At 60.7% G+C, this 21770-nt stretch carries 18 protein-coding genes and 2 pseudogenes; 8 read left to right on the top strand and 12 right to left on the bottom strand.

Annotated elements, in window-relative coordinates; genetic code table 11:
- Positions 1-29: 29 nt before the first annotated feature.
- Entirely contained in the window at positions 30-1235 is a 1206-nt protein-coding gene (locus I6E04_RS09400) for an ATP-binding protein (protein WP_235422935.1), read from the bottom strand.
- Positions 1236-1393: 158 nt separating this feature from the next.
- On the opposite strand from I6E04_RS09400, the gene I6E04_RS09840 reads away from it, so the two are divergent.
- The gene (locus I6E04_RS09840) at positions 1394-1519 is read left to right on the top strand and encodes a hypothetical protein (protein ID WP_268830416.1); all 126 of its coding nucleotides are present in this window, start codon (positions 1394-1396) and stop codon (positions 1517-1519) included.
- 371 nt (positions 1520-1890) lie between these two features.
- Here the strand turns inward: I6E04_RS09840 and I6E04_RS09395 are convergent, their stop codons facing one another.
- Positions 1891-2412: a nitroreductase gene (locus I6E04_RS09395; RefSeq protein WP_235422934.1), complete on the bottom strand. Its 522-nt coding sequence runs from the start codon at positions 2410-2412 to the stop codon at positions 1891-1893.
- A gap of 460 nt (positions 2413-2872) precedes the next feature.
- On the opposite strand from I6E04_RS09395, the gene I6E04_RS09390 reads away from it, so the two are divergent.
- Together I6E04_RS09390 and I6E04_RS09385 are read left to right on the top strand one after the other, a co-directional pair.
- On the top strand, positions 2873-3835 hold the full coding sequence (locus tag I6E04_RS09390) for an EamA family transporter (RefSeq protein WP_235422933.1): 963 nt from the start codon (positions 2873-2875) through the stop codon (positions 3833-3835).
- 117 nt (positions 3836-3952) lie between these two features.
- Positions 3953-4321 carry an ACT domain-containing protein gene (locus tag I6E04_RS09385; RefSeq protein ID WP_235422932.1) on the top strand — a complete coding sequence of 123 codons (369 nt, stop codon included), beginning with the start codon at positions 3953-3955 and terminating at the stop codon, positions 4319-4321.
- Between the two features lie 577 nt (positions 4322-4898).
- On the opposite strand, the gene I6E04_RS09375 is transcribed toward I6E04_RS09385, so the two are convergent.
- The 4 genes from I6E04_RS09375 to I6E04_RS09360 form a co-directional block, all read right to left on the bottom strand.
- Complete coding sequence (locus I6E04_RS09375; RefSeq protein ID WP_235422930.1) at positions 4899-6200, bottom strand: ATP-binding protein; 1302 nt, start codon at positions 6198-6200, stop codon at positions 4899-4901.
- A 285-nt stretch (positions 6201-6485) separates the two neighbouring features.
- Entirely contained in the window at positions 6486-6650 is a 165-nt protein-coding gene (locus I6E04_RS09370; protein WP_235422929.1) for a hypothetical protein, read from the bottom strand.
- Positions 6651-7061: 411 nt separating this feature from the next.
- The gene (locus tag I6E04_RS09365; protein WP_235422928.1) at positions 7062-7232 is read right to left on the bottom strand and encodes a hypothetical protein; all 171 of its coding nucleotides are present in this window, start codon (positions 7230-7232) and stop codon (positions 7062-7064) included.
- A gap of 186 nt (positions 7233-7418) precedes the next feature.
- Positions 7419-7754: a winged helix-turn-helix transcriptional regulator gene (locus I6E04_RS09360; RefSeq protein WP_087355877.1), complete on the bottom strand. Its 336-nt coding sequence runs from the start codon at positions 7752-7754 to the stop codon at positions 7419-7421.
- Positions 7755-7909: 155 nt separating this feature from the next.
- Here I6E04_RS09360 and I6E04_RS09355 point away from each other — a divergent pair, with 155 nt between their 5' ends.
- The 3 genes from I6E04_RS09355 to I6E04_RS09345 all read left to right on the top strand — a co-directional run bounded on the left by I6E04_RS09355 (position 7910) and on the right by I6E04_RS09345 (position 10140).
- Positions 7910-8470 (top strand): flavin reductase family protein, encoded by a 561-nt coding sequence (locus tag I6E04_RS09355; protein WP_235422927.1) that lies wholly within the window; start codon positions 7910-7912, stop codon positions 8468-8470.
- Between the two features lie 118 nt (positions 8471-8588).
- Positions 8589-9011 carry a hypothetical protein gene (locus I6E04_RS09350; RefSeq protein WP_235422926.1) on the top strand — a complete coding sequence of 141 codons (423 nt, stop codon included), beginning with the start codon at positions 8589-8591 and terminating at the stop codon, positions 9009-9011.
- Positions 9004-10140 (top strand): PBSX family phage terminase large subunit, encoded by a 1137-nt coding sequence (locus I6E04_RS09345; RefSeq protein ID WP_235422925.1) that lies wholly within the window; start codon positions 9004-9006, stop codon positions 10138-10140. The genes I6E04_RS09350 and I6E04_RS09345 overlap by 8 nt, the downstream gene beginning before the upstream one ends.
- A 31-nt stretch (positions 10141-10171) precedes the next feature.
- Here I6E04_RS09345 and I6E04_RS09340 read toward each other — a convergent pair.
- The 4 genes and pseudogenes from I6E04_RS09340 to I6E04_RS09325 form a co-directional block, all read right to left on the bottom strand.
- Positions 10172-10891, bottom strand: a pseudogene (locus I6E04_RS09340) (IS3 family transposase); the annotation flags it as partial.
- Positions 10786-11013: pseudogene (locus tag I6E04_RS09335) on the bottom strand (IS3 family transposase); the annotation flags it as partial. The pseudogenes I6E04_RS09340 and I6E04_RS09335, both read right to left, overlap by 106 nt.
- A gap of 68 nt (positions 11014-11081) precedes the next feature.
- The gene (locus tag I6E04_RS09330; RefSeq protein ID WP_235422924.1) at positions 11082-11369 is read right to left on the bottom strand and encodes a transposase; all 288 of its coding nucleotides are present in this window, start codon (positions 11367-11369) and stop codon (positions 11082-11084) included.
- Between the two features lie 442 nt (positions 11370-11811).
- On the bottom strand, positions 11812-13104 hold the full coding sequence (locus I6E04_RS09325; protein ID WP_235422923.1) for an ATP-binding protein: 1293 nt from the start codon (positions 13102-13104) through the stop codon (positions 11812-11814).
- Positions 13105-13935: 831 nt separating this feature from the next.
- Between I6E04_RS09325 and I6E04_RS09320 the strand changes: the two genes are divergently transcribed.
- Positions 13936-14145: a hypothetical protein gene (locus I6E04_RS09320; RefSeq protein ID WP_235422922.1), complete on the top strand. Its 210-nt coding sequence runs from the start codon at positions 13936-13938 to the stop codon at positions 14143-14145.
- 50 nt (positions 14146-14195) lie between these two features.
- Positions 14196-18590 carry a hypothetical protein gene (locus tag I6E04_RS09315; RefSeq protein ID WP_235422921.1) on the top strand — a complete coding sequence of 1465 codons (4395 nt, stop codon included), beginning with the start codon at positions 14196-14198 and terminating at the stop codon, positions 18588-18590.
- A 196-nt stretch (positions 18591-18786) separates the two neighbouring features.
- Here the strand turns inward: I6E04_RS09315 and I6E04_RS09310 are convergent, their stop codons facing one another.
- Together I6E04_RS09310 and guaA are read right to left on the bottom strand one after the other, a co-directional pair.
- Complete coding sequence (locus tag I6E04_RS09310) at positions 18787-20055, bottom strand: ATP-binding protein (RefSeq protein ID WP_235422920.1); 1269 nt, start codon at positions 20053-20055, stop codon at positions 18787-18789.
- 102 nt (positions 20056-20157) lie between these two features.
- The gene (guaA, locus tag I6E04_RS09305; protein ID WP_235422919.1) at positions 20158-21756 is read right to left on the bottom strand and encodes a glutamine-hydrolyzing GMP synthase; all 1599 of its coding nucleotides are present in this window, start codon (positions 21754-21756) and stop codon (positions 20158-20160) included.
- Positions 21757-21770 lie beyond the last annotated feature (14 nt).

Raw genomic sequence — 21770 nt, 5'->3', positions numbered from 1 at the left:
GCGCAGGAGCGCCCACCCCCCCCCCGATATTAGAATCCCTGTTCCCCGATGAGCCAACGGGCCAGATCGAGCACCCTGATGCCGTCAATCGTGTAGTCGTCGTGTCGTGTCCTCGCGATAAGAACCTTGGGGTAGGCATCGCGTATCGCACGCAGAGGAGCGAGCTCGCGCTCGAGCGTCTCGGGTGCGTCTACGTTATCGCTCACCTGAATGTAGACCTGCTCCGACCCTCGCTTGACGACGAAGTCGACCTCCTTCTGGTAGAGCTTTCCCACGTAGGTCCCGTATCCGCGGCGAATGAGCTCCAAGAACACCGAGTTCTCGTACATGCGGCCCCAATCCATGTTGCGCGTGCCGAGCACCGCGTAGCGCATACCCGTGTCGCACACGTAGTGCTTCGCCTGCGTGCTCAGGTACTTCTTGCCCTTGATGTCATAGCGCTTGGCCTCGTAGAAGACGAAAGCATCCCTCAGGTGCGAGATGTAGCGCCCAACCGTGACGTGGTTGGTCGACACTTTGTTTGCATCGATGGTGTTGGCGATGCTGTTCGGCGAGTTAAGGTTTCCGGCGTTGTCCATCATGTACTCGGCGAGCCGCTCGAGCACCAGCGTGTCGGGCAGACGGAACTTCTGTACGAGATCTCGCGTGAGGATAGTCCTGTAGACGTCCCTGATGTAGCCGTATGACTCTGCCATGTCACGATACTCATAGGATCCAGCGAGGCCCCCGCGCTCGATATAGCGGTCCAGCTCTTCGTCGATGGCCCCCTGTTCGCCGAAGTATGCGCGGAACTCACCGAAACTGAACGGCAGAACATGAATCTCGCGGTGCCTGCCGGTGAAGAGCGTGGCGAGGTCGGAACTCAAAAGGAACGCATTCGACCCGGTGAGGTAGATGTCCCACCCTCCCCGGGCATGAATGCTGTTGATCGCCCTCTCGAAGCCCTCGCACCGTTGCACCTCATCGATGAATAGACGGTTTCGCACACCATCCTTGTGGGATTTGGCAATCCTGTCGTGCAGAGCGTGATATTCGAGGAGCTCTTCGTTGTCGAGGTCGAGCAGATCGATGTAGAGGCTGTTTGACAAAGGGTCCCGCTTCTTGAGCTCGGCGGAGAACGCCTTCATAAGCTCGGACTTGCCCGAGCGGCGAACGCCGGTTATGACCTTGATGTCGCCTGTCCCCTCCACGGAGCGGAGTCGCTCGAGGTACGATGCGCGCTCGACCCAAGGCATACGAGTTCCAATCTCACCGGTTTCGAAACAACCATAATATTAAAGTTTCGAAACCGGTGACGCAACGTCTCGCACGATAGAGGCGGTCGACGAGGAGGGCAACTAATTGCAGCACCTCATCTATCGCACAGTGCCGCAATTCATGGTGCGGGACTGCGGTGGTAACCCTTGCAGCGGTGATGACCTCCGGCATCGGAGCGGGGCCCATCGTCACGGCTCTCGTCGGGTCGAACTTCTCGGGATTGGACGGCGCCGCGCTGGCGAACGCGTGCCTCGCATACTAGAGACGTCTATGCCGGAAGCAACATGGCAAGACCCATTATTTCCGCAGGTAGACCTGGCAATTGGCTTGCGAATACCACACGAAATCACAACAACGACATGAACGAAAAGACACGAGAAAAAACGAGGGAAACCGCTCTCGGCCTCCCTCGCGAAGAGCCTCAACTATTCCCACTCGCGATCAAATCGCTCCTTTCCATGGCCTCTCGTCCACATGATGTAACGGTCGTCTCCCCATTCTCACCGGAATCAGGTGATTTCAGGGCACCCGAGTTGAACTCAAAAATGAACTCAACACCTCTATTGGTCGGCGGCTTTCGAGCAGTTTGCATCCCCCGAGGAGAGCAGGCGCCTCCGGCATGGCCGATACCTGCTAGATGCGCACGATATAACCGTCTTTGCGCGGGGCGGCCGCGCCCTCGGGTCCCGCGGCGTATCCCAAGGCGATCGCACCCACGCCGCGCAGCGTCTCGGGCAGGCCCCACTCCCTGAGGAGCGCCTTGCCCTCAGCGCCGTCGAAGATCTCGCGCTCGCGGTGGATCCAGCAGCTGGAGAGCCCCAGGGCGTGCGCCGCGAGCATGAGGTTCTCCAGCACGCAGGAGCCGTCCTCCACGAAGGTGCCGCGTCCGCCGTCGGCGAGCACGACCACGATGACCGGAGCGCCATAGTACGGGTCGGTGTCCTTTCCCATGACGGCGGCGTTGAGCTGGCGCAGGCGCTCGCGGGTCTCGGGGTCGGTCACCGCCACGATCACCGGCGACTGGTGGCCGCCGCCGGTGGGCGCGAAGGTGCCCGCCTCGAGCACAGCGTCGAGCAGGTCGGCGGGCACGGGATCTGCCTTGTAGGCGCGCACGCTGCGGCGCGTTTTGATGAGGTCGAGAAGATCGTTCGTCATGGCATGTCCCTTCTCTCGCTGGGGCCGTCGGTACAGAAAAGCCGCCCGTCTGCCAGAGGCAGGCGAGCGGCGAAAAGGTGACGGCATCCAGAAAAATCCGCTGAGATTTTCAAGGCTCATTATGGACCCGTTCCGCGTGATGTCAAGCGCGCTGCAAGCGATGCCGCGAGGCGGCTCGGCCGGTTCTCGCTCAAAGCCCGTTCGATGCTGGAACGCCTGCGCGCAGGTGCGGCGACTTAGTTCTTGACTTCCTCAGGAGCGTTCTTTAGACTGAACCGGTCTAAAATCGTGTGGACTTTTCTGGGCGCAAGCCACCTTTTTGCCACGCAACCGGGTCTCGGTCGCGTGGTTTTTTCATGCCGGTCGTCGGTGTCTTCCCGACGGGCAGCGCCTCCTTCCGACGGCTCGGGTCGTGTGGAGCCTGTGCCCCGCGTCGTGCGGGGCGGAAGGAGGAGAGGATATGAAGCATATGATCGATCGGGAGACCTCTACTGTCGAAGCCGCGACGCCAGGTCGCCGCCGGGTAATAGCCGCCCTGCAGGTTTTCGCAGGCGGGGCCTGCTACGGCGCCATGGCCACCACGTACAAGCTCGCGTACGCGGCAGGTTTCACCTCTGCGCAGGTGGTGGCGAGCCAGGCCTGGTTCGGCTGCCTGTTCTTTGTGCTTGCGACGGCCGTAAAGCTGACACGCGGCGGACGTTTGGTCCGTCTTACGGGCACGCAGGCACTTAAGCTCATGGGTCTCGGCGCTCTCACCTGCACCACCTCGATCCTGTACTGCTACGCCATGAGCGTGCTGCCCGCGCCCGTGGCGCTCACGCTGCTGTTCCAGTTCACCTGGATGGGGCTCGTCTGGCAGACCATCATGACGCGCCGCGCACCCAAGCCCCTCGAAGTCGCCTCGGCCGCGGTCATCGTGTTCGGCACTGTGTTCGCAAGCGGCGTCTACAAGACGGGGCTTGCCGGCTACGATCCCGTGGCGCTTGCCTGCGCCCTCGGCGCGGCCGTTACCTGCTCGCTGTTCGTCACGCTCTCCGGCAAGGTCGAGGTAGAGTGCTCCAACGAGCAGCGAGGCGTCATCGTGTGCCTCGGCGCGGGCATCATGTCGCTCACCGTGTGCCCCGACTACCTCGTCTCCGGCGTCGTCTTTCAGGGCATCCTGCCCTTCGCCGCCATAGCGGGCCTCTTCGGCCTCATGTGCCCGGTGCTGCTCTTCGGCCTGGGCTCCCCGCACCTGCCCGCCGGCCTCTCCACCGTCATGGCGGCCGCCGAGCTCCCCGCCGGTCTCTTTATCGCCATGATCGTGCTCGGCGAGCCCCTCGGTATCATCGAATGGCTGGGCGTGGTCGTTATCCTCGCCGGCGTGTGCCTCGCGCAAGTGCCCGCGCTGAGAGGGGCTCGTGCGCAGAGGCCGACGGCATAGCCGCGCCAATGAGGCAGCTGCGGCCTCCGAACGTTCGGTCGGATGCCGCAGCCGGCGGGGACAATGCCATTATCTAAGGGGAAAGGGCGGAATCGGAATGCAGGAGGGGCAGGCGCCATGAAGCCGAAGAAGCTCGATCAGGATTTCTCGGTATGCAAGGTGGAGGACTACTCGCTGGTAGATCTGAGCGCAGAGTACAGCTTCATCGGCAAGACGGATGAAGAGAACTCCCTGGTATGCGCCACCGGCGATGTCCCGTCGAACGTTGTTGAGCGAGACGGCTGGTGGAGGGGCTTCCGCATCCAAGGGATGCTGGACTTCCCTCTCATCGGGATACTGGCCGGCATCGCGGAGACGCTGGCGGAGAACGGCATCTCGATCTTTGCCATCTCGACCTACAACACCGACTACGTTCTGGTGAAGAAGGAGAGCCACCAGAGAGCACTGGACATTCTCGGGCGCACGGGATACGAAATCGTCGAGTGACGGCACCGCCTTCTCCTGGGCAGCGTCTTTGTGGTGCGCTTGCCCCTCACGTAGGAGGACACGGGGGTGTCTCTATATCGTGATGCCCTTTTTGATATGGGGCCACGCGAGCGAGCGGCATGCCTCCGCGCACCGCGTACTCGGCCCAGCCCTGGTAGCGGTCGCCGCCGGAGCCCTGCATGAACTCGGAGAAGGACAACGGCCGTATTCGAACCTCGTCCCCGCGGCCCCGAAACTCCGTCATGACGTCATGCGAGAGGAGCTTCGAGTTGCCCCCCCCCCCGTCACGCACACGCCGACGTTTCTCATGCGCAGAAGCCCGTTGAGTCTGTTGAGGTATTGGTCATGCCTGATTTCCACGCATACCTCATCTTGGTTTCCAAGTCGGTTCTATTGAGCAGTTTTGCCGTATGCGGCATTACTTCTCAATAGAAGTGCCTTGTGCCACAGAGACGCCCGGCTCAAAATGCTGTCACGCTAAACACGTCCCGCTCAAATCACCGCATGCCCCACCTCCGGCCCTACGACTATTGCCGCCTCCCCGTAAACAGTCACGCAGACCATCACATTGCCCGGCCTACCCCCACAGCCCCATGTTCGACATCGCGTACAGCGGGACGTTCCTCATCCAGTCCTGCTCGCGGTATCCCGAGAGGCTGAAGCGAACGGACTTTATCTCCGGATGAGCGCCCTTGAACGCCCGAAGGCTCTTGGCGCGCAGGTTCTCCTCCGCCTTCACCTCGATGGCGTAGACGCTGTTCGCGCTCTGCACCAGGAAGTCGATCTCGCCTGAGGAGTTCTCGGCCGACCAGTAGTAAGGGGTGAGCCCGCAGTCGGAGACGAGCTGCTGGCAGACGTACTGCTCGGTGAGGGAGCCCTTGAACTCCTCGAAGATCTCGCTGCCCCCGACGACCGTCTCCTTGTCCAGCCGCGCCATAGCGCCCAGCAGGCCGACATCCACCAGGAAGAGCTTGAACGCCGTGTCGTCGGCGTAGGGGGCAAGCGGGATTCCGGGCTTCGATATCCTGCGGACGAGGGTCGTGATGCCAGCTTGCGTCAACCACGTGATACCCGACTGGTAATTCCTCGCCCGCGCCCCCTTGGCGATGTGGCTGAACACGAACTTCTTGTTCTCCCTCCCGAGATGGGACGGGATCGACCGCCACGCCGCAAGCGCGTACTCGGTCTCAGCCCTGCCGAGATGCTTCGAGACATCGCGCTCGTAGCCGCGGAGGATCTCGAGCTGCACCTCGCGCGCGTCCTCAAGGAGCCTTCGCTCAAGAAAGACGCTCACCGCCTCCGGCATGCCGCCGACGTAGTAGTACTGGCGAAGGAGCGGGATGAGCTTGCTCGAAAAGCTGTTGATGAGGCCGGCATCGCCCGAATCGACAAGGTCGCAGAGCGTCCGGTTTCCCGTTGCGACGAGGAACTCCCGGAAGCTCAGGGGATGGAGATCGAGCGTGTTCACCTTCCCAACGGGATACCCGCTGCCCTCGTGCACGGTGATGCCCAGAAGCGAGCCGGCTGCAGCCACTGCATACCCAGGAGCATCCTCACAGAAGTACTTAAGGCTTGTAAGCGCCTTCGGACACGCCTGAATCTCGTCGAGGACGATAAGGGTATCGCCTTCGGACACAACCTGCCCCGTTTCAAACTGGATGGCCGAGACAATGCGCGGAATATCGTAGCCCAACTCGAACTGCTCGCGCATTCGAGGATTGTCGTCTAGGTTGACGTACGCAACATTTTTGAATTGCGTTTTGCCGAACTCTTTGAGCAGCCACGTCTTTCCAACCTGACGCGCGCCATTGAGGACGAGCGGCTTGCGACGGGGGCTGTCCTTCCAGGCAACAAGCTCGTCCATAAGGAATCGTTCCATGCAAACTCCTCCCCTAAAATGGCTACGGCCTTATTATCGCACAGAATGGCGAAAATAAGGCCGTAATAGCACCAGTTTTGGAGAAAAACAGGCGGGACTTCACTCACACTCGATAATGCCGACGCGGTTTTCGGGTTTTTGCATTTCTTCATCTCCGCAGGTTATGATTGGCGTTTCCTATCGGGCGGGTTTCATCTTCGACACCCCTGCTACAAAAACTGCCACAAATTATACCGTAGCCAATCCCTGCCACGTGAGGGCGGGCCTTACGGGTACTTCTTGCCATCACGCGAACGCCTTCGAGACGGCTGCCACGGCCTCGCGCTTTGCATCCATGTTCACGTGGGTGTAGATGTCCATGGTGATCTGGGGGCTGTAGTGGCCGACGAGCTCCTGCATGACCTTGGGGTGAACGCCGTTCAGAGCGAGCAGCGCCTCGCGCGTGACCATCTTGGGCAGGTTGGCTGCGTGGCACGGGTTCTTCTCGAGAATCCCCCTCCTTGATCGCCTGCTCGAACACGAGCGTTATGTTGTCGTAAATCTGACGGCGTAGGGGTCGCCGAACGGGCAGTTCGAGAGTGTGTCGCCCCTGAGCATGACGATGCGCACGTCGTCGAACATAGACGCCAGGCGCGCTTCCGCCTCCCCCGCGTGCCGGCGGCGCGCTCGCGGAGTTCTACGTGTTCTCGAGCGTGCTGGAGCGCGCGTTTGCGGGCTGGTTGCTCTCCGTCTCAAGGGGGCGCGCGGGCGCGATGGCGCGCGGGCTGCAAACATGAGACGCGGCGGGAGGGGGCGCGGATGAGCTGGTGGACGGAGGGAGCAGGACGACGTCCTGCGCGAGGTGAGCTTTAGGGGCGCGGCCTACGCCGCCGCCGAGATCGAGCGGCGCTGCGGCGTCGTCCACTCGGTGCGGGCGGTGGAGATGCGCACGTCGCGGATCCACTGCTCGCTCGCCGTGCAGACGGTGTGCCCGGAGTGCGGCGCGGTGGGCGTGAAGATCAACCGGCAGACGGGGATGTGCCCGCTCTGCACCGAGCGCTACCACCTGGAGCAGGAGCGCGCCTTCAACGAGCAGCTCGAGCGAGAGCGGGCGCACGCGGAGGAGTCCGCCGAGCTCGACGAGGTGCGGCGCGAGCGCGACATGATGCGGCAGCGGAACTCCCGCCTGCGCAGGAAGTATGGGCTCAAGGGGGGGGCGGGAGCGGAAGTGCTGACGCTTCAATCGCCTGGCCGGTTCCTCTCGCCCCAGACGCACAGGAGGTCGAGGACCTCCATGAGCGACGCGCCTCGCTCCGTGAGCGAGTACTCGACGCGCGGCGGGATTTGCGGGTACTCCCTGCGCGCGACGAGCCCGTCGGCCTCGAGCTCCTTGAGGCTCCGCGAGAGCGTGCGGTCGGATACCCCGCCGAGGTAGCGGCGCATCTCGTTGAAGCGGACGGGCTGGTACTCCATGAGGCAGTAAAGAATTGACATCTTGTGCTTGCCCCGGATGAGCGAGAGCGTGTAGCTGTACCCCGTGCCCTCGAACGACGCGCCCTCTATGCCCCGCCCCATGTCGCACCCCCTCCGTGAAGCTCCCGTCGCATGCGCTTTACCAAATGATAGCACCTGACATTAATGCCGGTACTTAACAGAATGAGGACGCAGGGAGATACTCGAGGCAGGATGGCGCGGCCTGGTGCGGCCGCTCGAGCAGAGGAGGAGAGGCCATGAAAAAGAATCTCGGCGTGGCGGGCGAGCTGTTTCCCCAGTCGGTCTTCATCGTCGCGAGCTACGGAGAGGACGGGACGCCAAACGCCATGAACGTCGCGTGGGGCGGCGAGTGCACCCGCACGCAGGTGGCGATCAACATCGGCGACCACAAGACGACCGACAACATCCTGGCGCGCGGGGCGTTCACGGTTGCGCCCGCCGACGCGGCGCACGTCGCCGAGGCGGACTACTTCGGTATCGCCACCGGGCGCAGGGTCAACAAGGCCGAGGGGTCGGGGCTCACCTTCACGCGTTCCGAGTTCGTCGACGCGCCAGTCATCGAGGAGTTCCCCCTCACCATGGAGTGTCGCGTGATTTCCGTCGAGGACTGGGCCGGCGAGAAGCGCTTCGTTGGGGAGATCGTCAACACCCGCGTCGACGAGGCGGTGCTCGACGGAGAGGGGCGCGTCGACTTCTCTCAGATGCGTCCGATCGTGTACGACTCGACGCGTCGCGTCTACCGGGTCGTCGGGGAGGAGGTCGGCGGCGCCTGGAGCGCGGGGAAGGCCTTGATGTAGGCTCCACCCAGCAGCGGGCGGAGGGCTTGTCCGGGCGCCCGGAGGGGCGCCCCTCTTTGTGACGCGCCACGAGAATCCACCGTGAGGGAATCTATCGACCTTTCACGGGGGTGATTGCATGGCGAGGCGGGCGAAGCTGACGCAGGAGATGGTCGACGAGGCGATCCGCCTCAAGGCGGACGGGCTCTCGAACGGCGACATCATCTGCGCGCTGGGCATTCATGAATCAACGTTCTACCGCTGGATCGGGGAGCCGAAGACGAAGCTGCAGCGCGAGTTAAGCGAGGGACTAAAAAAGGAGGAGTCGGCGTTCAAGCGGACGCTGCTCACGACGATCCGCTCGGCGGCGCTCGCGCGCAACCAGTACTGGACGGCGGCGGCGTGGCTGCTCGAGCGCAAGTACCCCGACGAGTTCGGCAAGGCCGAGCGCCAGCGCGACGACGCGAAGGTGGACGCCGCGCCCAGGATCGTGCTCGGCGTGGTGACGCAACCGGTGCAGGAGAAGCTGTCGGGATTCGACGAGGGCGGCTCGAATGGTTGACGTGTCCTCGCTCGTCATCCCGTGCTTCCACGACGTGCTGGGCGACGTGATGGCCCACGGTCACACGCACTACTGGCTGCACGGCGGGCGCGGGTCCACGAAGTCGAGCTTCATCAGCGTTTGCATCGTGCTGCTCCTGCTGGCGCACCCGGAGGCGAACGCGGTGGTGGTGCGCAGGTTCTCGAACACGCTGCGCGACAGCGTGTTCTCGCAGATGACGTGGGCGATCGCGGCGCTGGGGCTCGACGCGTGGTTCCGCGCGCGCATCTCTCCGATGGAGCTCACGTACCTGCCGACGGGGCAGAGAATCGTGTTCCGGGGCGCCGACGACCCGCTCAAGCTCAAGGGCGTGAAGTTCGCGCGCGGGTACTGCGCCGTCACGTGGTTCGAGGAGCTCGACCAGTTCGACGGGATCGACGCGGCGCGGAGCATCCTGAACTCGCTCAGGCGCGGCGGCGAGGACTTCTGGATCTTCTACAGCTACAACCCTCCCCGAACGTTTTGGAACTTGGTGAACCGCGAGGAACTGGAGCGCGAGCGGCGAGCGGACACGCTCGTTCGCCAGAGCTCGTATCTGGACGTGATCGAGAGCCACCCGGAGTGGCTGGGCACTCCGTTCATCGAGGAAGCGGAGTACCTGCGCAGCGTCGACGAGCGGGCGTGGAGGAGCGAGTACCTGGGCGAGGTGACGGGCACGGGCGGTTCGGTGTTCAACAACGTCGTCTCAGTGCGCCTGTCCGACGCGGCGTGCCGGGGCTTCTCGCGCACGCGGTGCGGCGTGGACTGGGGATGGTTCCCGGATCCCTGGCGCTTCGTGCGCTGCGGCTGGGAGCCAGGTGAGCGGCGGCTCACCATCTTCGGCGAGCTCTCGGCGAACAGGAAGACGCCTGCAGAGACGGCGGCACTGGTAACCGATGCGCTCACCTACGCCGACGAGCCCGGCGAGGACGCCTACCTCCACGACGAGCTCATCTGGTGCGACGACACGCCGGACGGCAAGCAGTCGATGGCCGTGTGGCGGCGCGAGGCGGGGCTGCGGGTGCGGCCGGCGAGGAAGTCGAACATGCGCAGGCTCTCGTACGAGTGGCTGGCGGGGCTGCGCGAGATCCGCATCGACCCGGAGCGGTGAATCTGAATCTACCCCGATTCCGTTTACACCCCTACGCTGCCCTCGGGGCGGCATCCTCCGTGTGCCTCGCCTCGAACTCCTCGGGGCTGAGGTACCCCAGCGCCGAGTGGATCCGCTTGCGGTTGTAGAGGCACTCGATGTACTCGAAGATCTCCAGCGCCGCCTGATCGCGCGTCTCGAACGTGCGGGCGTGCACGCACTCGGCCTTGATGAGCCCCATGAGCGACTCCATCGCGGCGTTGTCCCACGGCGACGATATGGAGCCCATGGAGGGCCTGATGCCCGCGGCGCGCATCGTCTTCCCGAGCAGGAGCGACGTGTACTGGGAGCCGTGGTCCGAATGGTGGATGCAGCCCCTCGGCGGGCGCCGCCTCGCGATCGCCATCCTGAGCGCGTCGTCGGCGAGTTCGGCGGCCATGCGCGGCGCCATGGACCAGCCGACGATCCTGCGCGACCATATGTCCATGACGACCGCCAGGTAGATCCAGCCCTGATGGGTCCTCACATAGGTGATGTCGGCGAACCACGCGCGGTTCGGGCCGTCCGCGCAGAATCCCGGCGCACCAGGTCGGGCGCGGTGTTGGCCTGCGGGGCGGCCGGTTTGGCCGCGCTCCTCGGGCGCCTGGCGCCGCCCCTGATGGTGCCGGCCCAGCCGCTCTCGCGCATGATGCGCGCCACGCGCTTGCGCGACGTGCGCTCGCCGGAGCGCCTGAGCTCGGCGAAGACCTTGGGAACGCCGTAGATGCCGCGGCTGGCGGTGTATATCTCGGAGATCGCCGCGGCCAGCTCGGCGTCGCGCAGGTCGTGCGCGCTCGGCCGCCTCTTCCTCCACGCGTGGTGGCCCTGGCGGGTGACATGGAGCGCGCGGCGCATCTCGGACACGCTCCGGGCTCCTTCGTTGAGCAATATGAAAGCGAGCTTCGCCCTCTCCGCCTGGGCGCCTACAGCTGCCTGCCGGCGAAGAAGGCGCCCGCTTTCAAAAGTATCTCGTTCTCCCTCTTCAGCCGTTCGTTCTCGCGCCTCAGCCTGCGGAGGTCCTCCGCCATCTGGAAGGGGTTGTCCCCTGCCGGCGCCTGCGCGGCGTCGGCCCTCCTGACCCAGTCCGACAGGCTCCCCGGGTCGACGCCGAGCTCGCGGGCGGTCTCCGCGTAGGTACCGCCCCGCTCCCTGTACAGCCTCACCGCCTGCTGCTTGAACTCTGCCGAATGCTTGGGCGACGGATGTCCCATCCCATGCCCCCTTTCCCCGTTTACGGCATCATGCCCAAACGGAACTCGATGTGTCAACGGAAACGGGGGAGATTCAGATTCACTGCCGCCCGGCGCGCTCTCTCCATACGCCCCATCGATCCAGCCTCCTTGGTCGCGCAAAAACAAAGGAGCCCCGGCGACCGCTCGCCGGGGCTCCCCCTGATACATATGAGACGCAATCGGGCGCGCGGCATCGTTTTGTCATCACCGCGCCGCGCGTCGAGATGAAAACGGGCTATCTACCTGCTGTTTCTTTCCCTGTGTTATCCATATTCTCCTATTCCCACTCAGTAATCAAATCGTGCATTTCCATGGTCTCTCGTCTACGTGGTGTACCGCCGTCTCCCCATTAACCAAAATCAGCCGAATCTTCGACGCCCGAATGAACTCAAAAATGAACTCAACGTAGTCGCTTCTTCTCCTATATCCCGGCGAGGCTGTTCTCATCGAGCAGGAAGTCGAACACGCTCATCGTGACCACACCCCGCTCATCGCGCAGGGGCTTCACCACGTCGCGCACGAGCACAACCTTCCTGAAGCTGTCGCTGATGCCGAGCAGGGATGCCTTCTCCTGGGCCGCCTTCTCGGGCGTCCTCATCTCCAGCGCCGACTGAATATAGACGCGGTCGGAACCCCTGTTGGCGACGAAGTCGACCTCAAGCTGCTTGCGAACGTCCCTGCCCTCCTCGCGGACGCGCTTCTCGACCACGCCAACGTCCACCGAGTACCCGCGCGCCCTGAGCTCGTTGTAGACCACGTTCTCCATGATGTGGCTCTCCTCGACCTGCCGAAAGCCGAGCCGCGCGTTTCGGAGCCCCACGTCCTCGAAGTAGTATTTCAGGGGGCTGCCGATGTAGCCCCTCCCCTTCACGTCGTAGCGCCGCGCCTCCTCGATGACGAAGGCGTCCTCGAGGTAGCCTATATAGCTGGAAATCGTGTTCGAGGAGATCTTGGAGTGGAGCACGCTTCGGAAGGTGTTCTCGAGCTTGCTCGGATTCGTGAGCGTCCCGATGCCTGAGGCGAGCACGTTCACCAGGTCGTCAAGCTCACCACGCTTCCTGATCTCGTGCCTCTCCACAACATCCTTTAGATACGTTTCCTCGAAGAGACGTTCGAGGTAGCGTGCCTTCTGCTCATCTGTATGCATCGAGAGCGCAAGCGGCATGCCGCCGTACACCGTGTACTCCGCCCAACCCTGGTAGCGGTCGCCGTCGAAGCCCTGCATGAACTCGAAGAAGGACAGCGGTCGCACGCGTACCTCGTCCCCGCGCCCCCGGAACTCCGTCATGACGTCATGCGAGAGGAGCTTCGAGTTGCTCCCTGTCACGTACACGTCGACGTTGCCCATGCGCAGAAGCCCGTTGAGCACGCCGTAGAGCCGGGGCGGGACGTCCGGGCTCTTGAGCTCCTCGCGCGAAATGGCATACTGGACCTCGTCGAGAAAGACATAGTACTGCTCGCGCCCGTTCGCGATCTTCGAGCGCAGATGGGCGGACAGCGCGTCGGGGTTGCGGAGAGCGGCGTTCTCCTCGACATCGAGCGCGACCTCGATGATGTGCCCGTCGTCGACGCCCTCCGAGCGCAGATAGTCGCTGAAGAGGTTGAAGAGCAGATACGTCTTCCCGCAGCGGCGGATACCCGTAACCACCTTGACCATGCCGTTGTGCATGCGGTCGATGAGCCTGTTGAGATATCGATCCCGCTTGATTTCCATGTGTGCCTCGCCTTGATTCCCGATCGACTACTATTGAGCAATTTTGCCGTATGCGGCATTTTTTCTCAATAGAAGAAAACGGGCCCTGGGAATCACGCAAATTAACGCATCGAGAACGCCGAGGGTTACGCGAAACACTTCAGCACTTTGACAGCGGAATAACGTCTAGACAGGACGGGGCACAACCCACCCGGCATGATTCGAGCTGTCGGAACAAGAGGGACATCGTGGAGGAGGTCAAGGTCGTCCGCGAGGGCCATGCCGAAGCCCTAACCTGCACGAAGCTCCACACCGCCCGCTGGAGGAGAATCGGTGCAAGCAACGCTTCCGAGAGACCGAACCGGGAATCCGCCGCGGACCAAGGGCGGAGGCGTCTTCCCCGACGGGAGATCAGCCCTGATGCTTGTCGCCGTCCGGCTCAGACACGTCGCCAAGAGTGAGTGGAGATCGAGGCGTTACCTAGATGTGACGCCGCTGGAAGAGGGTCCGTACCGATGACGGGCCTAGAGGACTATCGAAAAGTACACAAACTAGATACTTGACGATGCCAAGGAATGCGGCAACACCTTCGGACAGCTCTAGACATCGAGAACGATAGCGCCCCAGATGTCTGCGGCACCGCGAGCTCGATGACGAATCGCGCCGTTAACGGCTTTATCAGTTCGTCAATAGCAGACGACCGCAAATACGTTCAGCACTGCTTTTCAACGCGCACGGGGCCCCGTTTCGTGATTCTTGCTTGAGAGCCGGCGGCTAATCCTCTTGCCACTGTAGCCCGCTAGAATGTACTTAATTCTGAATTTGCACACGATTTACGTAGTAAGGAATCATATGAACTACAAGGAGCTCATAGAATCTGGCGCTTCGACCCCGGAGATGCAGTCTTACCTCACAGACTCAGAATTAGTGACTGTGACACTTCGCTTGCCACGCACGATGCGCGACTCAGCCAAAGAAGATGCTAGGCTTGGCGGTTTGAACTTCACCTCGCTCTTTAAGCTATGTCTGATCGAAAAGCTTTCCAAAACACAGAGCATCTAGTTTTTATCCAACGATAGGAACCACCTTGCGATTGGTTGAGGAGCCGTTGAGTGAGCATATTTGAGAAGTTCAACAACCAGGGTCTGGGAGATAAGGAGGCATTCGAGGAGCTGTGCTGCCAGCTCTTCGAGACATGGGGTACGCATACGATGAACTTCGATTCCAGCTGGACTTATCGTGACATACGTGGGGATGGCGGAGACGGCGGAATTGAGGCATGCTGGCACAATACGAGCAGCGATGAGTTCATTGGTGTCCAAGCAAAGTGGTTCAGGAAGTCAATAACGCCTTCCCAGTATGGACAGATCAAGAAATCAATAGACAAGGCCAGAGAGGTGCGGCCAAACTTAACGAAATACATCGTTTGTATACCGCATAATCTTACCTCGCTCAGAAAAAGCAAGAACGAGACAATCTCCCCCGGCGAGGAAAGTGCTTGGGAGAAATTCAAAGATTCGATAGAGCAGGCTTATCCAAACCTTGAGCTCGTTCTATGGAACGAGCACTTCGTACTGACCCTCTTGCAGAAGCTCGAAAACGAGGGGTGCTGGCGCTTTTGGTTTGAGAAGACTGCAATCAATTCAGAAGGGATACACCTTGCACTTCGACGTGCAGTAGAGGGCTTGAAAGACCGTTATGTGCCAGAAGTCGTAGGCGACGGTGATATGGCAATCTTTCTCGGCAACTTCTTCGGAACAATCGAGAGTAGAGCCGCCCTTATCAAAGAGATAGACATCTGCCTTAATGTATGCCACGACCTTGCCTATGTGGCCAACTCTTTGGTAAACGTCGAAAACGAGCTATCTGACACATTGAAGGATTCTGCTACAAAGTGCTGCGATGCTGTCACCGCGTATGCTGACCATCTGAGTTTATGGAGACGCATGCTCGTGACAGAGCCATATGGATTGGTCGAAATCGACAACATTATCGTCGACTATGGGGCAATCGAGCGCTTTGAGTTCGACATGCAGGACCTGAAGAGGAAGTACAAGCTAACAGGACATGCAGACGAGCTTATTAAACTGATAGACAGGTTCAAAGAGCTGCCGAGCGAGTACGATATCTGCAGGGCGGTACGTGAAGCGTTTTGCTATCCGCACTGCCTCGTTATTGGTGAGCAGGGAACCGGCAAGACCTGTGGCTTCGCCAGTGCAGCAGTTGGATTCCTGAAGGATGGTAAGCACCTGCCTATCTTTATTCGAGCTGGAGAGATCAACGAGCACGATGGGTGGAGGGAAATTATATGCAATGCTCTCGGTCTATCTGACTGGGATGAAGCCGAACTGTGGCAGGCATTGAGCTCGTCCGCCGCAATGCGCGACGCGCGCGAAGGCTGCGTTACTGTACGAGCCAAGGTCGCTGTGTTTGTCGATGGTCTCGACGAAAGGCCGCCGGCATCAAGCTGGACCTCTTTGGTCAGGCAGGGCGATGCCATTTCATGCGAGTACCCTAGGATTAGGTTTGCCTACTCGTCTCGTCCTTACGGTATTGAGCGCAGCCTCACCGATGATGCCTGGGAATGCACTCATCATGTCGATGACGAAGGCGACGTGCCCGCTCACGAGCTTTTTGACCGCTACATCGAGCGCTACTCAATCGATATTGTCAGCAACAAACACTACAGATGGACGCTCCGTACACCCATGGAACTTCGCATGTTCTGCACCGCTTACTGCGGGAGACGGATAGATAAGGAGGTATCAACCTGCCTAACTGCTCTGGTCAACGCTGAGGTCGACAGACTTGATGAAGAATACGCCGCTCGCACCGGTAAAACTGTCGGACTGTATCAGAAGCCGGTCAGATCCGCACTCTCTGAGCTTGCAATAGCGTTTTTGGAAGACGACAGCAAGAGGAACCGGTCAGCAATCAGCGACGTTATCGAAAAAGCCGGCATTCAGCGCGAATACGCTGACAGAATGCTCGACTTTCTCGAGGGATATGGAATACTCTCCACTTCCCAACAAGCAGGACCAACGAGCGTTTCCCCACCAATTGTCATGTACCAGCCTGGATCGCGTCACCTGTGGGATTACTTCATGGCCGTCGTGCTCATAGAGACGGAAGAAGCTACGGTGGCCAACGCGCTCCTTCATCATGGCGACGTCGCCTACATGTACGCGATACGGCTCATCGAGAAACGTGGCATCCTGCCCTTAGAGAGCAATGAGCTTATCGGATCTCTTGGCACGGCGAGAGTGCGCCAACTCACCATTGATGCACTTGCAGATGCGGAGAAGAGTGCTGCGGGAAAGTTTCGCCAATGGGCCCTTGACGAAATGGCCAAGAGCAGTGATTCGCTTCGCGATATTGTCAATGGGATTGTTGTCCAGGTTGCGGACGTACAGGGACATCCGCTTGGGCCTACTCTTTTAGACGAGTACATGAGGGCATTTCGGACTTCGGTTGAGCGTGATGAGGTCTGGTCGATACCTATCAAGTTGTACGACAACTACAGCCTATCCATGTACTACGAACGAGGTGGCGCAAGGCGTCTACCTCGCTTGCACGGCGACGACATGTGGAACCAAATGCCACTACTGCTTGCCTGGTGCCTTGCAACGATCAGTAACCTGAGGAGACGACATTGCAGAAGCGAGCTCGTAACGTGGGCCATGTATCGCCCAGATGAGTACGTGAAGCTCTTCGACCATTTCAGCGAATGCAACGACCCGCAGATTCGCGAGGATCTGTTTGCCATTGCAGGGGAAGTAATATGTCAGGGACTGGTTGATGACGCGACCGAAAAGCGCTTCGCCAAAATCGCCATCGCCTCGGTTTTCAGTGCACCAGACAAGCCGGGCAACAGAGATGCGTCCATACGACATTATGGAAGGATGATCGTCGAGAAGTGTTGTGTGGACGGTGCCATAGATCCCGGCGCGGCAAAATGCTGTCGTCCGCCGTTTGACGTTGATGCCGCAGCGGGCGCACTTCCCATCTATGTGGATGCCGCTAATGCGAGCAGGATGGAAGGATTCCAGACCATTCATTATGATCTTGCGCGCTACGTACTCGTTGACAAGCTGGAGATGGCGTTTGGTATTTCTCGCCATCGTACAAGCAACGACCACAACGCGGATGATATTCAGCGTATCGTAGAGAATTCCGCCGAAATGATAGACATTGAGCCGCCGGAGTTTGAAGGCTGGGTCATTGCCGCGGCTTATCAGTACCTCGTTGACCATGGATATGATCCGGATGTATTCGTTGGACCGGTCGGAGAGGATGGGTATCGCCTGGGCGGTATCGATCGTAGGATATCGGGCTCTTTCGGCAGTGCCGACCACGGCTTGCAGAGCACGATCATGACCGTTGCAGAAAAATACGTATGGTGCGCGAGGAATGAAATTTGCGGTTTCATGGCAGACAGAGTGCCCGTATTTGCGAGCAAGTGGCAAAATGGACCCGACCAAAATGCCTACGAGCTTGCGTCCGACTACAACGACTTACTGAGCTACCGGAGCCCGCTATTCGAGGCAACCGTGAACCGCCTTTCCGCTGAGAGAGCGGGCATCACCCCATCCTTCCCGGCCTCTTTCTCGTGCGATGACGGCGATTCAATTTGCACCGAACAAAAGCTCAGCGATTGGATTGGCTCCGGGAGCGCTGATGTCCTCATCGCCCTTCTCAGATACAAGCCCAACGTCAGCATTTCTATCTCTGATGACGTGATGCCCGTCGCGCTATATGCTAGCGATTGGGGCATTTGCGGCAAGCAAGCCTGCTGCTGGGCGTACTGCGGCGCCATGGATTCTGCCAATCTGGCAAAACTTGCAGAGAATAGAACGGCATCGATAGATGGCTACGACCATGCTTCCGCGTTTTCCACCAGCATCAACATTGAGGCCACCTATATTTCACCGGTCGAATTCATGTCGGCACCATGGATCAGCGAATACGACGAGGGACACGAGCACGACAAGATCGCCGATGCCCATGTCGTGGCTTCTCCGCTATCAGGAAGCGGTGCCGACAACCTGACTGATATTGGAGACTGCTGGTATCGATTTCCCTCGAAGCTCGCGATGGACCTATGCGACGTGGCACACACCGACGGATTGCGCTATTTCAATTCTGACGGCGACACCATATTCGAGGACGTGGAATATGGCGAGCCGTACAGGCAGCACTATCAAGCATTGCTTGCTAACAAGAACCTACTCTTCGAAGCCCTGTGCGCTCGCGACTTGCATCCTGTTTGGTACGCAACTCTCCAGAGAGGCGGCAACCGGCTTGCAGAGGAACGACTCTCGAAGACCGAAGCGTGGTCTGAGCTATCATGGCTAATCTGGATTGATGAAGATGGTAATTACCATTCGTGCCACATGTCCAATGAATATCCGATGCCGGAAGAAATATATGAGCCTGCAGGATTTCTCAAAGAGCTGCTAGATGAATACTCTACCTGCACCGATGAGGACGAAGGAGCAATTAGGTAAAGCTACTACAACGACAAATTCGTCTTGAACTTGTGGCAGTCCGCAAACCTTCAAGAAGGTTTGCGGACTGCCTTCATGTCGGCCGCCCGACAACGCGAAAGGCAACGCAGCATGGACAGCAAGAACGATAGCAGCCAGGGAGCCACACGGAGCGCGCGGAAATAGACATAAGAGTGACGCAGGTAAGAGCAACTTACTAGCAGTCCGCTCCCGGCGAGACACTCACTTGCTCCAACCCGAACGTCCGCCCCTCCCCGATCAGCTCCGTCACGTTCTCGTGCACGATGCCGCCGCGGTGCTGTATCGGGTCGCCGCGCGTGATGACGAACTTGGGCCAGCTGTCCCGTATCTGCTCGAGCGGGCGGTACTCGCGGTCCTCGGTCTTCAGGTCGTTCATGATGGTCATCGCCACCTGCACGTAGGCGTACTCCATCTCGGGCGAGCGCATGACGAAGTCGCACTCGAGCTTGCCGATGCGACCCACGCTCACCTCGTAGCCCAGGCTCCTCGCGTAGCAATAGACGATGTTCTCCAGCACGGGCCCGTAGTTGATGCGGTTGTCCGTGTTGAGCGCGAAGTAGAAGCTCAGGTCGGCGAGGTAGTACTTCTGCTCGCCCTTGAGCGACTTGCGCGACTTCATGTCGAAGCGTGCGCACTTGCTGATGATCTTGGCATCCTCGAGTATCTGAAGGTAGCGGTTGAGCGTCTCTCGCTTGATGCGGACGCCCTGCCGTTCGAGGTCGGACTGGATGTTCGTCAGCGAGGTCGTCGCACCGAAGTTGTTGATGACGTAGTCGCGCACCTGGTTGAAGACCGAGACGTTCTTCACCTTCACGCGCCTGCGGATATCCTTCTCGAAAATCTCCTTGATGACGGAGCTCACGTAGGCGCGCTTGTCCGCCATCTTGGGGTAGTCGAGCGCCTTGGGGAAGCCGCCCTCGAGGATGTAGCGGTCGAGCTCGGCCACAGGGTTGGAGTCGACCGCCTGCCCGAGGAAGCGCTTCATCTCGCGATACTCCTTGAAGCTGAGCGTCTGCACCTCGAACTCGACGTAGCGCCCCGTCAGCTTGGTGGCGAGCTCGCCGGAGAGCAGGTAGGAGTTCGAGCCGGTGATGAAGATGGAGAATCCGCCCTCGGCGCGGAACTCGTTCACCACCTCCTCGAACCCCTCGACGTTCTGGATCTCATCGATGAAGAGGTACTTCATGCCGTCAATCTTGAGCGCGGGCTCGATCAGCGCCTCGAGCTGGTCCGGCGTCTTCACCGAGCGGAAGCCGTACCGGTCGAGGTCAAGGTAGATGATGTGGTCCTCCCGCACCCCCGTGGCCTTGAGCTCCCCGGCGATGGTCTGCATGAGGCACGACTTGCCGCACCGGCGGACCCCGGTGAGGACCTTGATCACGCCGTCGTCGTGGTAGAACCCGCGGATCTTCTCGAGGTAGTCCTCGCGCTCGAACAAACGCATACTGGCCCCAATCTCTCGACTGGAGCCAGTATAGCAAATATCTCGTTTATCGGGGTATTTTTAGCAGATTTGACGATTAATACCCCCATAACTGCTGATTTTCTACTCCCACTCGATGGTCGCGGGCGGCTTCGAGGTGATGTCATAGGCCACGCGGTTCACGCCGGGGACCTCGGCCACGATGCGGCTCGAGATGCGCGCCAGCACCTCGTAGGGCAGCTTGGCCCAGTCGGCGGTCATGGCGTCGCTCGACTCGACGGCGCGGATGATGACCGGACGCGCGTAGGTGCGCTCGTCGCCCATGACGCCCACGCTCTTGATGTCGGGCAGCACGGCGAAATACTGCCAGCAGCTGTGCTCGGAGTTGCGCTCGCCGGTCGCCTCGAACAGGCGCGCGTTGTAGGCATCGAGCTCCTCGCGCACGATCGCGTCGGCGTTCTTCAGGATCTCGAGCTTCTCGGGGCTCACCGAACCGATGATGCGGATCGCAAGGCCGGGGCCGGGGAACGGCTGGCGGTACACGATGTGCTCGGGCAGGCCGAGTGCCAAGCCAAGCTCGCGCACCTCGTCCTTGAAGAAGTGGTCGAGCGGCTCGATAAGGTCGAAGTGCACGCCCTCGGGAAACGGGATGAGGTTGTGGTGGCTCTTGATGGTCGACGCCTTGCCACCCGTCTTGCGCGCGCCGCTCTCGATGATGTCGGGATAGATCGTGCCCTGGGCCAGGTACTTCACGCCGTCGAGCTGCTGGGCGACGGCGAAGAACTCCTTCCAGAACTGCGTGCCGATGATGCGGCGCTTCTCCTCCGGCTCGGTCACGCCGTCGAGCAGGGCGGCATAGCGGTCCTCGGCGTGCACGTGGATGAAGTCGACGTCGAACTGCTTGGTGAAGACCTCCTCGACCTGCTCGGGCTCGCCCTTGCGCAACAGGCCGTGGTTGATGAACACGCAGGTCATCTGGCGACCGATGGCACGCGCGCCGAGCGCGGCGACCACGCTCGAGTCCACGCCGCCCGACAGCGCCAGGATCACGCGATCCTCGCCCACGGTCTCGCGGATGTCCGCGCACATGGACTCGACGAGGTTGTCCATGGTCCACGTGGGCTCGATGCCGCAGATGTCGAACAGGAAGTTGGACAGGATCTGCTGGCCGTACTCGGTGTGGCGCACCTCGGGGTGGAACTGCGTGGAGTAGAGCTTGCGCTCGGGGCACTCCATGGACGCCACGGGGCACACCTCGGTGGACGACGTCACCACGAAACCCTCGGGCGCACGGGAGACGGCGTCACGATGGCTCATCCATACGGTCTGCTCGATCGGCGTGGCGTTGAACAGCGCGCTCTCGCGATCGCGCTCGATCGTCGCTGGGCCGTACTCGCCGATCTCGGAGTGCGCGACCTCGCCGCCGAGCGCCACCGCCATGGTCTGGTGGCCGTAGCAGAAGCCCAGCACGGGGATGCCGAGCTTGAGCACTTCGGGATCGATCGAGGGTGCATCCTCGGCGTATACGGAGGCCGGACCGCCGGACAGGATGAGCGCGGCGGGGTTCATGGCGCGAACCTCGTCAGCCGTGATATCGCACGGGACGATCTCGGAATACACGTGCAGGTCGCGCACGCGACGGGCGATGAGCTGGCCGTACTGCGCGCCGAAGTCGAAGACGAGGACCTTGCTCCCCGTGCTGCTGGAAGAAGTCTGCGACATGCTGCTCCCTTTCT

It is taken from the genome of Collinsella tanakaei, from assembly GCF_021531055.1.
GTDB lineage: Bacteria > Actinomycetota > Coriobacteriia > Coriobacteriales > Coriobacteriaceae > Collinsella > Collinsella tanakaei_B.
Note: the sequence above shows the minus strand (reverse complement) of the source record. Positions and strands in the feature narration are given on the sequence as shown.